Origin of the sequence: Anoxybacillus sp. MB8 (assembly GCF_011006755.1) — a bacterium.
GTDB lineage: Bacteria > Bacillota > Bacilli > Bacillales > Anoxybacillaceae > Anoxybacillus > Anoxybacillus gonensis.
In genome coordinates, this window is the sequence record NZ_RXXX01000017.1 from 19393 (window position 1) to 31558 (window position 12166).

Below are 12166 nucleotides of genomic sequence, written 5' to 3' on the forward strand. Positions count from 1 at the left end.
ACGTCCTAAGGGGGCATTCGTATGATTGGGGAAATGATCACATTGGCGATGATGGCATTTGCGTTAGGGATGGATGCATTTTCAGTCAGCCTCGGCATGGGGTTGCTTCGGCTTCGTTTGAAACAAATCGCCTATATTGGATTAACGGTCGGTTTCTTTCATATCGTCATGCCTTTAGCAGGCATGATGATTGGGCAGCTATTATCTGTCCAGCTCGGTCATATGGCGACGTATATCGGTGGGGGATTGTTGTTTATTCTCGGTGTGCAAATGGTCATCGCTTCGTTTCGTCATGAACAAGAACGTTGGCTGAGGCCTGTTGGCATCGGTTTGTTTTTATTTGCATTTAGCGTCAGCCTCGACAGTTTTTCTGTCGGACTCAGTTTAGGGATTTACGGAGTAGAGATCGTATTAGCGGTCATGGCGTTTGGGGTCACAAGCATGGTGTTAACATGGATGGGGCTGCTTCTTGGGCGGCGCTTTCAACGTTGTTTAGGTACATATAGCGAGGCGCTCGGTGGCGCCATTTTGCTTTTATTTGCATGCAAACTTTTATTTCCCCTATGAGCTGGAGCGTTTCCAGTTCTTTTTTCTTTTTTTTGCTCTATATTTTGTCCAACTGTTTGCTTTATAATAATAGTAAACATGTGGGAAATGATGCGAGGTGTAAATAAGTGAATCAAACGAACGTTTTGTTTGTATGCACAGGAAATACGTGCCGCAGTCCGATGGCAGAAGCGTTGCTAAAGCATAAACAATTGCCGCATGTGCAAGTGAGATCAGCCGGCATATTTGCGTTTGATGGAAGTGACGCTTCACAACATGCGAAAGCTGCGCTCGCTGAAAAAGGAATCGATATCGCCCATCGTGCGACGTTATTATCGAAAGAACATATTGATTGGGCGACGTACGTGTTGACGATGACCGAAAGTCATAAACAACATGTGTTAGCGCGTTTCCCAGAGGCAGAAGGAAAAACGTTTACGTTACACGAATTTCTTGGGGTCGATAAAGATGTCGTCGATCCGTTTGGTGGCTCCATTGACGTGTATCGTCAAACGCGCGATGAGCTCGAACAAGCAATCGAAAAGCTACATGAAAAGCTATAAAGCAAGGGGGATTATGATGGGGGGAAAATACACATTTAGCTTACAAAAAAAGCTAGCCATTTTTACAACCGTATTAGCAATCATTACGTATTCAACGAGCGCTTTTTACATTTATGTGCTTTACGACTATGTAAAACAATGGCTTCCGTTTAGTAAAAATACGTTTACAATTTTGACGTTGCTGCTCGGTATTTTTTGGTCTGGTGTCTTAGCATATTTTGCGGCGCGTGTCATTACGAAACCGCTTTCTCAACTGGAGCAAGCGGCGTTAAAAGCGGCGGAAGGTGAAATCGGACAAGATGTGCCTGTGCCAAAATCCGATGATGAAATTCGTGCGCTTGCGCTCGCGTTTAACGATATGTTGCGGAGCTTGCGTGACATGGTGCGCAACATTCAACAAAATTTTGCGCATACGAATGAAAAAGTAGTAGAGATGACAAACGTGTCTCGCGTCGCTGCGGAACAAGCGGAAAACATCGCGCGCACGATTGATGAAATTTCAAAAGGGGCGGACAATTCAGCCGTTGCGATGCAGACGACGGCAGAAGCGGTGGAAGATGTGTTAGCGATCGCAGGAAATGTACAACAAAAAGCGATGCAGTCTGAAAAGCTATCGACCGATATGGTCGAAACGCTTGAACAAAGCCGTCGCGTCATCGGCTCACTCATTGCAGGCATTCAACAATTAGCGAAAAACAACGAGGCGTCATTACATGTTGTGCGGCGTTTAGAAGATCATGCGAAAGAAGTCGGACAAATTATTTCGCTCGTTGGAGATATTGCAGGGCAGACGAATTTACTCGCGCTCAATGCTTCGATTGAGGCGGCGCGTGCTGGTGAGCATGGGAAAGGTTTTGCTGTCGTTGCGGAAGAAGTAAGAAAGTTGGCAGATGAAAGCGCCAAAGCAGTACAAGGTATTTCTGAGCTTGTGCAAAACATCCAACACGAAGTAGGAAACGTCGTCAATCAAATTACAGAGCAAGTGAAAAAAGCGAATGACGAAGCGAAAAAAGGAAATGAAACAAACGAAGCGATTTCGCATATGAGCGCATCGATTCATGAAGTGGCAGATGCGGTGAAACAAATTGCCCAACTTGTCGATGAACAAATGAAATACATTCAACAAACATCTGTTCAATCGCAAGAAGTTGCGGCGATTGCTGAACAAACGTCGGCTGGTGCTGAAGAAGTGACAGCAGCGACACAAGAACAAACAGCGGTCATTGAAAGCATGCGCGAGCTAGCGACAGAACTAGGAGAACAAGCAGAAAAATTAAAACAAACGATTGCCCGTTTTCGTTTGTAAGCATAATAAATGATGAAAAGACCGTCTCGACCCGTTAAAATGAAAAGAGACGGCTTTTTCTTTATAACGATAAGGAGGGGTTCAAACGTGAAAGTAGCGATTGCATCAGACCATGGTGGCATTCGAATTCGTGAGGAAATCAAACAATTGATGGATGAAATGGGGATCGAATATACAGACTTTGGGTGTGAGTGTGAAACATCGGTCGATTATCCAGATTATGCTCTGCCAGTTGCGCAAAAAGTGGCGAGCGGCGAATTTGACCGCGGGATTTTAATTTGCGGAACAGGAATCGGCATGAGCATCGCAGCAAACAAAGTGAAAGGAATTCGTTGCGCCCTCGTTCACGACGTATTTAGTGCAAAAGCGACGCGCGAGCATAACGACAGCAACATATTAGCGATGGGAGAGCGCGTCATCGGACCGGGATTGGCACGAGAAATTGCGAAAGTATGGTTGACGACTCCGTTTGAAGGAGGCCGTCACGAAAAACGCATTCAAAAAATTTCTGCTTATGAAAACGAGCAATAAAGGTGGGAGTAGCGTGACGGACATGGAACGATGGCGCAATGAATGGCAAACGGCGCTAGCTGAGTTTCGTGCACAAGTGCCGCTAACGGACAAAGATGTTGTCGTCATTGGATGTAGCACAAGTGAAGTCATTGGGGAAAAAATTGGGACGGCAGGAACGATGGACGTGGCGGCGATGCTATTTCAAGAAATAAAACGGTGGCACGACGAAACAGGGGTACAGCTTGCGTTTCAATGTTGTGAACATTTAAACCGCGCATTAGTTGTGGAACGACAAACAGCTGTGACAAAGCAGCTTGAAATCGTGACGGTCATTCCGGTTCGCCACGCTGGTGGAGCGATGGCGGCATATGCATATACGCAATTTCGCGATCCTGTCGTTGTTGAACATATCCGGGCAGATGCGGGCATCGACATCGGCGCTACATTAATTGGCATGCATTTAAAGCATGTCGCTGTTCCTGTGCGAACATCGATCAAACAAATTGGACATGCGACGCTCACATTTGCGAAAACACGACCGAAACTGATCGGGGGGGAGCGCGCCGTGTATTCACAAGAAAAGGCGAACAAATCGTGTTCAATCGGTTAAATTTGTTCACTTTTTCATTTGAAAATGTGTTAAGATAAAAAAGAATATTCACACTTTAGGGGAGGATTGTCAATGAGTCGCTTGTCACAGCAAGATCCGCAAGTATTTCAAGCTATTCAAGATGAATTAAAACGACAACAAACGAAAATTGAATTAATTGCATCAGAAAACTTCGTTAGCGAAGCGGTCATGGAAGCGCAAGGGTCGGTATTAACGAACAAGTATGCAGAAGGATATCCGGGACGTCGCTATTACGGTGGTTGTGAACATGTTGACGTCGTTGAAGAGCTTGCGCGTGAGCGTGCAAAACAATTGTTCGGGGCCGAGCATGCAAATGTTCAGCCGCACTCAGGAGCGCAAGCGAACATGGCTGTATATTTTACCATTTTACAGCACGGTGATACGGTACTTGGCATGAACTTATCACACGGAGGGCATTTGACGCACGGTAGCCCGGTTAACTTTAGCGGCATACAATACAATTTTATTGAGTATGGCGTCGATCCAGAAACGCACCGTATTAACTACGATGACGTTCGTGAAAAAGCATTAAAACATAAACCGAAATTAATCGTTGCTGGAGCAAGCGCATATCCTCGCACGATTGACTTTGCGAAGTTTCGTGAAATTGCCGATGAAGTAGGCGCTTATTTCATGGTCGATATGGCACATATCGCTGGGCTTGTTGCTGCAGGGTTGCATCCAAATCCTGTTCCGTATGCTCATTTTGTGACGACCACAACCCATAAAACGTTGCGCGGTCCGCGCGGGGGAATGATTTTATGCCAAGAGCAATTTGCAAAACAAATTGATAAAGCGATTTTCCCAGGCATTCAAGGCGGTCCGCTCATGCATGTCATCGCTGCAAAAGCTGTCGCGCTCGGAGAGGCGTTGCAAGATGATTTCAAAACATATGCGCAAAACATCGTGAACAACGCCAAACGGTTAGCAGAAGCGTTAACGGCAGAAGGGTTTACGCTCGTCTCTGGTGGAACGGACAACCATTTATTGTTAATCGACTTACGTTCAATCGGATTAACAGGAAAAGTTGCTGAAAAAGTGCTCGACGAGATCGGCATTACCGTGAATAAAAATACGATTCCATACGATCCAGAAAGCCCGTTTGTCACAAGCGGTATTCGCATCGGTACAGCAGCCGTAACAAGCCGCGGCTTTGGTCTTGAGGAAATGGATGAAATTGCGCGCATCATTTCCATTGCGCTCAAACATAAAGACGATGAACAAAAATTAGACGAAGCGCGCCGCCGCGTTGCAGCATTGACAGAAAAATTCCCATTGTACGTATAACGACAGGTGTCCCGACTGGGGCACCTTTTCTTCGGTTGAATCATCGTCTGTTTTTATGTAAAATTTACAAGAATGCATATGAAAAAGGAGCGATTGACATGAGTAAAGTGTACGTATTTGATCATCCGTTAATTCAACATAAGCTTACATACATTCGCGACAAACATACAGGAACAAAAGAGTTCCGTGAGCTTGTCGAAGAAGTAGCGACGCTCATGGCATTTGAAATTACACGCGATTTGCCGCTTCAAGAAGTTGAAATCGAAACGCCTGTCAGCAAAGCAAAAGCGAAAGTGATCGCAGGAAAAAAATTAGGCATCATCCCGATTTTACGTGCAGGAATCGGAATGGTTGACGGGATTTTAAAGCTTATTCCAGCCGCAAAAGTTGGACATATCGGTCTATATCGCGATCCGGAAACGTTAAAACCGGTCGAATATTACGTGAAACTTCCAACGGATGTTGAAGAACGCGACTTCATTGTCGTCGATCCGATGCTTGCGACAGGTGGATCCGCTGTGGAAGCCATTCATGCGTTGAAAAAACGTGGCGCAAAAAACATTAAATTTATGTGTTTAATTGCTGCGCCAGAAGGAGTCGAAGCGGTGCAACAAGCGCATCCGGACGTCGATATTTATATCGCTGCGTTAGATGAAAAGTTAAACGATCACGGCTATATTGTGCCAGGTCTTGGCGATGCTGGAGACCGTCTATTTGGAACGAAGTAAGGTGGGTATGATGAATAAACGAAAAGTGATGACCATTTTCGGGACGAGACCGGAAGCGATCAAAATGGCTCCGCTCGTTTTAGAGTTGCAAAAGTACGAAGACATTGAATCGATTGTGACTGTGACAGCACAACATCGCCAAATGCTTGATCAAGTGCTCGATATTTTTGGCATTCAACCAGATTATGATTTAAACATTATGAAAGAGCGCCAAACGCTTGTCGATATTACGACAAGGGCGCTTGCTGGCTTGGACGATGTTATGAAAAAAGTACAGCCTGACATCGTGCTCGTTCATGGCGACACGACAACGACATTTGTCGCTAGTCTGGCGGCGTTTTACAACCAAATTGCAGTCGGACATGTGGAAGCAGGACTTAGAACGTGGAATAAGTACTCGCCATTTCCGGAAGAAATGAATCGACAATTGACGGGGGTATTAGCTGACTTGCATTTTGCCCCAACCGCGAAAGCAGCGGAAAATTTACGTGCAGAAAACAAGCCAGAGCACGCCATTTTCATTACAGGCAACACAGCGATCGATGCGTTAAAAACAACGGTGCGGAAGACGTATACGCATCCGATTTTAGAAAAGGTAGCGGGAAGCCGCATGATTTTATTGACAGCGCATCGTCGTGAAAACCTTGGCGAGCCGATGCGAAACATGTTCCGAGCGGTGAAAAGGCTCGTTGAAAATTACAATGACGTGCAAGTCGTTTATCCTGTTCATTTAAATCCGGTCGTGCGCGAGTTAGCGAACGACATATTAGGAAACGATGAACGCATTCATTTAATTGACCCGTTAGACGTCATCGACTTTCATAACTTTGCGGCGAGAGCGCACATCATTTTAACAGATTCAGGCGGTGTTCAAGAAGAAGCCCCTTCACTTGGCGTGCCTGTACTCGTCTTGCGCGACACAACTGAACGACCGGAGGGCATCGAAGCCGGAACGCTCAAGCTTGCGGGAACAGATGAACAAACGATTTACGCGCTAGCAAGCGAGCTATTAACAGATGAAAAAGCGTACGAGCAAATGGCGAAAGCGTCCAATCCGTACGGTGACGGTTGGGCATCGAAGCGGATTGTCGAAGCGATTCGTTACTATTTTAAACAAAGCGATGTTCCGCCAACGCCATTTCAATAAGAAAAAGGGATGTGACGACGCATCCCTTTTTCTTACCAAAAATTTTCCCTATTTTTGTGACCGAACACATTGACATCGTGTTTTCACTATTGTATGCTTACAAAGGGATAAGGATAACCTTTTTAAAAATACAGTAAATTCTGAAAATGAAAAGTGAGGCTTCCGTATGCGACAACATGAGCGCCATCCGTTTCGAGCGATCGGTTTGATGACGGCCATCTCCTCTCAACTTGTCGGTTCCGTTTTAGTTGGGGTTTTTGGAGGGCGTTTTGTCGACGAGCGTTTTGGTACCGAACCGCTTTTTTTAATTGTCGGTTTGCTTCTCGGATTAGCGGCTGGTGTTTATGCGATGATTCGCCTCATTCGCTCATTTTTTTCAGGAGAGGAAAAATGAACGAGTTACAGCAACATTGGCGCCGTCACAAATCATACATACTATACTTGCTGTCGATTTACGTGTTAGGTTGGGCATTTACGCCTTATCAGCAAGCGTTTTCAAGTTTGCTTCTCGGGACGGTTATCAGCCTATATAACGGTTGGACGATGGTGCGGAAAGTGGAGCGGTTTGGACAAGCGGTTGCGTCTGGACAAAAAGCGCGCTCGCTTGGCATGATGTCGCGCATGGCTGCTGCTGCGTTCGCTGTATTTATTGCTTTTCGTTGGCCTGAACAGTTTTCTGTCGGCTGGATCGTATTGGGATTAATGACATCTTATATTGTCATTATAATAGATTTCTTTTTCCAAAAAACAAAAGGGGAAGAGAGGTGAGTACAGATGCATCACGAAGCTCCTTTATACACGCTGTTTGGCTTAACATTTAACTTAGCCAACGTATTAATGATTACGGTTACATCCGTCATCGTCTTTGTCATTGCCGTATTAGCCACGCGCAACTTAGCGATGAAGCCAACGGGAATGCAAAACTTTCTTGAATGGGTTATGGATTTTGTCAAAGGAATTATTAAAAGCAACATGGATTGGAAAACAGGTGGACGCTTTCATATGCTCGGCATGACGCTCATCATGTACATTTTTGTAGCGAACATGCTCGGTCTGCCGTTTTCAGTCGTCATCGACAATAAGCTATGGTGGAAATCACCGACAGCTGATCCAGTCGTGACGTTGACGTTGGCGACGATGGTTGTCGCGTTATCGCATTACTATGGCATTAAGCTTAACGGGTTTAAAGAATATGCAAAAGGATTCGTTAGCCCAATGCCAATTTTGTTCCCATTAAAAATTATTGAAGAATTTGCGAATACATTAACGCTCGGTCTCCGTCTATACGGGAACATTTTTGCGGGTGAAATTTTGTTAGCGCTCTTAGCGGGAAGTTTAGCGACAGGAGTCGGCGGAACGATTGCGGCGATCATTCCAACGATCGCATGGCAAGGATTTAGTATTTTCGTCGGCGCGATCCAAGCGTTTATTTTCACGATGTTAACAATGGTTTATATGGCGCACAAAGTGAGTCATGACCATTAATTTTCAATACACATTCATTTCAACATAAAAAATTGAAGGAGGACTTTTCAAATGGGTGTATTAGCAGCTGCAATTGCAATTGGTTTAGCGGCACTTGGTGCTGGTATTGGTAACGGTTTAATCGTATCTCGTACAGTAGAGGGAATTGCACGTCAACCAGAGGCGCGCGGTATGTTACAAACAACAATGTTTATCGGGGTAGCGTTAGTCGAAGCGATTCCGATCATCGCGGTCGTTATCGCGTTCATGGTTCAAGGTCGTTAAAACTGAGCGCTCGTTCGAAACGAGCGGTAACTGCATACGGAAACGAAACTCGTTCAACAATGGCGAAGATCATTCCATGAGAACCTTCGCCATTCCTTTATGTTCGTACGCACACGTTCCGACTAGTATTCGGGCGATTTTTGAAGGGAGTGAAACGCGCGGTGGTAAACATGTTTGTATTAGGCGCTGGTGGACATGGGTTCAACGGCGGCGATATCGCATTCCAATTAGTCATGTTCTTATTGCTCATGTTTTTGCTTCGCAAATATGCGTTCGGTCCATTAATGGGCGTCATGAAACAGCGCGAAGAGCATATTGCGAACGAAATTGAGCAAGCAGAAAAGCATCATCAAGAAGCGAAAAAGCTTGCAGAAGAGCAACGTGAATTAATGAAAAAGTCACGCCAAGAAGCGCAAGCGCTGATCGAAGAAGCTCGCAAGCTTGGCGAAGAGCAAAAAGAGCAAATCATTCAAGCCGCTCGTCAAGAAGCAGAGCGCTTAAAAGAGGCAGCGAAAAAAGAAATCGCACAAGAAAAAGAACAGGCGATGGCAGCGTTGCGTCAACAAGTTGCTTCTTTATCTGTACTTATTGCATCAAAAGTCATTGAAAAAGAGTTGAGCGAACAAGATCAAGCGAAGCTGATTAGCGAGTACATTCAAGAGGTAGGAGAAAGCCGATGAACAAACAAGTCGTAGCGAAACGATATGCGTCGGCACTTTTTGAAATTGCGAAAGAACAGCAGCTTCTTGATCAGCTCGAACAAGAACTTCGCGTCGTCAAACAAGTGTTTGCACAAAATGAAGCGCTTCTTTCTGTGCTAAACCATCCAAAAATTGCGCTAACGAAAAAGAAAGCGCTCGTCCAAGAAGCGTTTGCGAACATTTCGACGGTATTGCAACATACGCTCATGTTGCTTTTAGATCGCCATCGCATCGACATCGTGAACGATTTAGCAGATGCGTTTATTGCGCTAGCAAATGAAGCACGCGGTGTAGCTGAGGCGATCGTTTATTCGGCTCGTCCGTTAACGGAAGACGAAACGAATGCGCTTGCAGACGTGTTTGCGAAAAAAGTTGGCGTCGACGCGCTTCGCATCACAAACGTCATTGATAAAGATGTGATCGGCGGCGTCAAAGTGCGCATCGGAAACCGCATTTTCGACGGAAGCGTCAGCGGAAAATTAGCAAGATTACAGCGACAGTTAACTCGCTAACATTTATAGATAGGGGTGAAATGCATGAGCATCAAAGCGGAAGAAATTAGCGCGCTGATAAAAAAGCAAATTGAAAACTATCAGTCTGAAATCGAAGTGAGCGATGTCGGTACAGTCATTCAAGTTGGTGACGGAATCGCTCGTGCTCATGGCCTCGACAACGTTATGTCAGGAGAGCTTGTTGAGTTTGCCAACGGCGTCATGGGATTGGCGCTAAACTTAGAAGAAAACAACGTCGGTATCGTTATTTTAGGACCGTACACAGGCATTAAAGAAGGCGATGAAGTACGTCGTACAGGTCGCATTATGGAAGTGCCAGTAGGTGAAGCGTTAATCGGTCGTGTCGTCAATCCATTAGGTCAACCAGTTGACGGACTTGGTCCAATCGAAACGACAGAAACTCGCCCGATTGAAAGCCCAGCGCCTGGCGTTATGGATCGTAAATCTGTCCATGAGCCACTTCAAACGGGAATTAAGGCGATTGACGCGCTTGTGCCAATCGGTCGCGGTCAACGTGAGTTAATTATCGGAGACCGTCAAACAGGAAAAACGTCCGTTGCAGTAGATACAATCATTAACCAAAAAGGGAAAAACATGATTTGTATTTATGTGGCGATCGGACAAAAAGAATCAACCGTTCGTAACGTCGTTGAAACGTTGCGTAAATACGGTGCATTAGATTACACAATCGTCGTTACAGCGTCTGCGTCACAGCCAGCTCCGCTTTTATTCTTAGCACCATATGCGGGCGTAACGATGGGCGAATACTTCATGTACAAAGGACAACACGTTCTTGTTGTATACGATGACTTATCAAAACAAGCGGCAGCTTACCGTGAGCTTTCGTTATTATTACGCCGTCCGCCAGGTCGTGAAGCGTATCCGGGTGACGTATTCTACTTGCATTCTCGCTTGCTTGAGCGCGCAGCAAAATTAAGCGATGCGAAAGGTGCAGGTTCATTAACAGCGTTGCCGTTCGTTGAAACACAAGCGGGCGACATTTCAGCATACATTCCAACGAACGTCATTTCCATCACAGACGGGCAAATTTTCTTGCAGTCTGACTTGTTCTTCTCAGGCGTGCGTCCAGCGATTAACGCCGGGCTTTCTGTATCGCGCGTCGGTGGGGCAGCACAAATTAAAGCGATGAAAAAAGTATCTGGTACGTTGCGTCTTGACTTAGCGGCATATCGCGAGTTAGAGGCGTTTGCGCAGTTCGGTTCTGACCTTGATAAAGCAACACAAGCGAAACTTGCTCGCGGTGCGCGCACAGTTGAAGTGTTAAAACAAGGTTTACATGAGCCGCTACCAGTTGAAAAGCAAGTAGCGATTATTTACGCATTAACACGCGGCTTTTTAGATGACATTCCAGTAGAAGACATTCGCCGCTTTGAAAAAGAGTTCCATGCATGGTTAGACAAAGACGAAAACGGTCAAAAACTGATGGAACATATTCGCACAACAGGCGATCTTCCAAACGAAGAAGACTTCAACAAAGCGATTGAAGCGTTCAAAAAGACGTTTGTTGTATCGGAGTAAGAAAAGTGAGCGGAACAGCTTAGCTGTTCCGTCCCCTTTCAACAATTGAGCGAAAAAGGTGGTGAAACCTTTGGGAGCATCGTTACGCGATATAAAAGCGCGCATTAACACGACAAAAAAGACGAGCCAAATTACAAAAGCGATGGAAATGGTCTCGGCATCAAAATTAAACCGTGCGGAACATAATGCAAGATCGTTTACGCCGTATATGGAAAAAATTCAAGAGGTCGTCGCGAGCGTCGCGCTCGGAAGCAACGACGCTTCTCATCCGATGCTTGTGAAGCGCCCAGTAAAAAAGACGGGATATTTAGTCATTACATCTGACCGTGGCTTAGCTGGCGCCTACAACAGCAACGTGCTTCGTACCGTTTTTCAAACGATTCAAGAGCGTCACCGTTCGACAGAAGAATATGCGATTATTGCGATCGGTCGCGTCGGCTTAAACTTCTTTAAACGCCGCAATATTCCGGTAGCTTTACATATTACCGGTTTGCCAGATCAACCAACGTTTGCGGACATTAAAGAAATTGCGAACAAAACGGTGAACATGTTTGCAGATGGTACGTTTGATGAATTGTATATGTTTTACAATCATTTCGTAAGCGCCATCCAACAAGATGTGACGGAGAAAAAGTTATTACCATTAACCGATTTAGCGTCGGAGAAAAAGTTGACCACTTACGAATTTGAACCGTCACAAGAAGAAATTTTAGAAGTGTTGTTGCCGCAATACGCTGAAAGCTTAATTTATGGCGCGTTGCTCGATGCGAAAGCGAGCGAGCATGCTGCGCGGATGACAGCGATGAAAAACGCAACAGACAACGCAAAAGAATTGATTCGGACACTTACGCTTTCTTACAACCGCGCTCGTCAAGCAGCGATTACGCAAGAAATTACAGAGATTGTGGCCGGAGCGAACGCCTTGCAATAGCTTAAGCAGTTAG

General features: G+C 45.5%; 16 protein-coding genes. All 16 read left to right on the forward strand.

The genetic code is table 11. The features are described from left to right. The first annotated feature begins 21 nt into the window (after positions 1-21). The 16 genes from EKC99_RS07830 (at position 22) to EKC99_RS07905 (ending at position 12153) form a co-directional block, all read left to right on the forward strand. Positions 22-567, forward strand: a complete 546-nt coding sequence (locus tag EKC99_RS07830) for a manganese efflux pump MntP (protein ID WP_163151316.1) — start codon at positions 22-24, stop codon at positions 565-567. Between the two features lie 107 nt (positions 568-674). Continuing rightward, positions 675-1109 (forward strand): low molecular weight protein arginine phosphatase, encoded by a 435-nt coding sequence (locus EKC99_RS07835; protein ID WP_163151318.1) that lies wholly within the window; start codon positions 675-677, stop codon positions 1107-1109. Between the two features lie 13 nt (positions 1110-1122). Continuing rightward, a complete protein-coding gene (locus EKC99_RS07840) occupies positions 1123-2415 on the forward strand; it encodes a methyl-accepting chemotaxis protein (protein ID WP_035064457.1) in 1293 nt (430 codons plus the stop codon). Between the two features lie 87 nt (positions 2416-2502). Next, positions 2503-2946: a ribose 5-phosphate isomerase B gene (gene rpiB / locus EKC99_RS07845; protein ID WP_009360969.1), complete on the forward strand. Its 444-nt coding sequence runs from the start codon at positions 2503-2505 to the stop codon at positions 2944-2946. Between the two features lie 22 nt (positions 2947-2968). Next, positions 2969-3538 (forward strand): TIGR01440 family protein, encoded by a 570-nt coding sequence (locus EKC99_RS07850; RefSeq protein WP_240468830.1) that lies wholly within the window; start codon positions 2969-2971, stop codon positions 3536-3538. A gap of 72 nt (positions 3539-3610) precedes the next feature. Beyond that, complete coding sequence (glyA, locus tag EKC99_RS07855; protein ID WP_163151322.1) at positions 3611-4846, forward strand: serine hydroxymethyltransferase; 1236 nt, start codon at positions 3611-3613, stop codon at positions 4844-4846. 98 nt (positions 4847-4944) lie between these two features. Then, positions 4945-5574 (forward strand): uracil phosphoribosyltransferase, encoded by a 630-nt coding sequence (gene upp, locus EKC99_RS07860; protein WP_009360966.1) that lies wholly within the window; start codon positions 4945-4947, stop codon positions 5572-5574. Between the two features lie 7 nt (positions 5575-5581). Then, positions 5582-6721 (forward strand): non-hydrolyzing UDP-N-acetylglucosamine 2-epimerase, encoded by a 1140-nt coding sequence (wecB, locus tag EKC99_RS07865; protein ID WP_163151324.1) that lies wholly within the window; start codon positions 5582-5584, stop codon positions 6719-6721. A gap of 166 nt (positions 6722-6887) precedes the next feature. Then, a complete protein-coding gene (locus tag EKC99_RS07870; RefSeq protein WP_009360965.1) occupies positions 6888-7115 on the forward strand; it encodes an AtpZ/AtpI family protein in 228 nt (75 codons plus the stop codon). Further along, a complete protein-coding gene (locus EKC99_RS07875; RefSeq protein ID WP_009360964.1) occupies positions 7112-7489 on the forward strand; it encodes an ATP synthase subunit I in 378 nt (125 codons plus the stop codon). The genes EKC99_RS07870 and EKC99_RS07875 overlap by 4 nt, the downstream gene beginning before the upstream one ends. Positions 7490-7495: 6 nt before the next feature. Then, positions 7496-8206 (forward strand): F0F1 ATP synthase subunit A, encoded by a 711-nt coding sequence (atpB, locus tag EKC99_RS07880; protein ID WP_006319877.1) that lies wholly within the window; start codon positions 7496-7498, stop codon positions 8204-8206. 51 nt (positions 8207-8257) lie between these two features. Further along, positions 8258-8470 carry a F0F1 ATP synthase subunit C gene (gene atpE, locus EKC99_RS07885; RefSeq protein WP_003253662.1) on the forward strand — a complete coding sequence of 71 codons (213 nt, stop codon included), beginning with the start codon at positions 8258-8260 and terminating at the stop codon, positions 8468-8470. Positions 8471-8640: 170 nt separating this feature from the next. Beyond that, positions 8641-9150 carry a F0F1 ATP synthase subunit B gene (gene atpF, locus EKC99_RS07890; protein WP_009360963.1) on the forward strand — a complete coding sequence of 170 codons (510 nt, stop codon included), beginning with the start codon at positions 8641-8643 and terminating at the stop codon, positions 9148-9150. Further along, positions 9147-9683, forward strand: coding sequence for a F0F1 ATP synthase subunit delta (locus EKC99_RS07895; RefSeq protein WP_019418630.1), 537 nt, complete (start codon positions 9147-9149; stop codon positions 9681-9683). Before atpF ends, EKC99_RS07895 begins: the two co-directional genes overlap by 4 nt. Before the next feature lie 24 nt (positions 9684-9707). Continuing rightward, on the forward strand, positions 9708-11222 hold the full coding sequence (gene atpA / locus EKC99_RS07900) for a F0F1 ATP synthase subunit alpha (protein WP_009360961.1): 1515 nt from the start codon (positions 9708-9710) through the stop codon (positions 11220-11222). Between the two features lie 70 nt (positions 11223-11292). Next, positions 11293-12153 carry a F0F1 ATP synthase subunit gamma gene (locus tag EKC99_RS07905; RefSeq protein WP_009360960.1) on the forward strand — a complete coding sequence of 287 codons (861 nt, stop codon included), beginning with the start codon at positions 11293-11295 and terminating at the stop codon, positions 12151-12153. Positions 12154-12166: the final 13 nt, after the last annotated feature.

Excerpts from the sequence above, each read along its gene's own strand:
- glyA (WP_163151322.1), top strand. The coding sequence starts at position 3,611 with ATGAGTCGCTTGTCACAGCAAGATCCGCAAGTATTTCAAGCTATTCAA.
- atpE (WP_003253662.1), top strand. The coding sequence starts at position 8,258 with ATGGGTGTATTAGCAGCTGCAATTGCAATTGGTTTAGCGGCACTTGGT.
- EKC99_RS07830 (WP_163151316.1), top strand. The coding sequence starts at position 22 with ATGATTGGGGAAATGATCACATTGGCGATGATGGCATTTGCGTTAGGG.
- EKC99_RS07875 (WP_009360964.1), top strand. The coding sequence starts at position 7,112 with ATGAACGAGTTACAGCAACATTGGCGCCGTCACAAATCATACATACTA.
- atpF (WP_009360963.1), top strand. The coding sequence starts at position 8,641 with ATGTTTGTATTAGGCGCTGGTGGACATGGGTTCAACGGCGGCGATATC.
- EKC99_RS07850 (WP_240468830.1), top strand. The coding sequence starts at position 2,969 with ATGGAACGATGGCGCAATGAATGGCAAACGGCGCTAGCTGAGTTTCGT.
- EKC99_RS07895 (WP_019418630.1), top strand. The coding sequence starts at position 9,147 with ATGAACAAACAAGTCGTAGCGAAACGATATGCGTCGGCACTTTTTGAA.
- upp (WP_009360966.1), top strand. The coding sequence starts at position 4,945 with ATGAGTAAAGTGTACGTATTTGATCATCCGTTAATTCAACATAAGCTT.
- EKC99_RS07840 (WP_035064457.1), top strand. The coding sequence starts at position 1,123 with ATGATGGGGGGAAAATACACATTTAGCTTACAAAAAAAGCTAGCCATT.
- EKC99_RS07870 (WP_009360965.1), top strand. The coding sequence starts at position 6,888 with ATGCGACAACATGAGCGCCATCCGTTTCGAGCGATCGGTTTGATGACG.
- atpB (WP_006319877.1), top strand. The coding sequence starts at position 7,496 with ATGCATCACGAAGCTCCTTTATACACGCTGTTTGGCTTAACATTTAAC.
- wecB (WP_163151324.1), top strand. The coding sequence starts at position 5,582 with ATGATGAATAAACGAAAAGTGATGACCATTTTCGGGACGAGACCGGAA.
- atpA (WP_009360961.1), top strand. The coding sequence starts at position 9,708 with ATGAGCATCAAAGCGGAAGAAATTAGCGCGCTGATAAAAAAGCAAATT.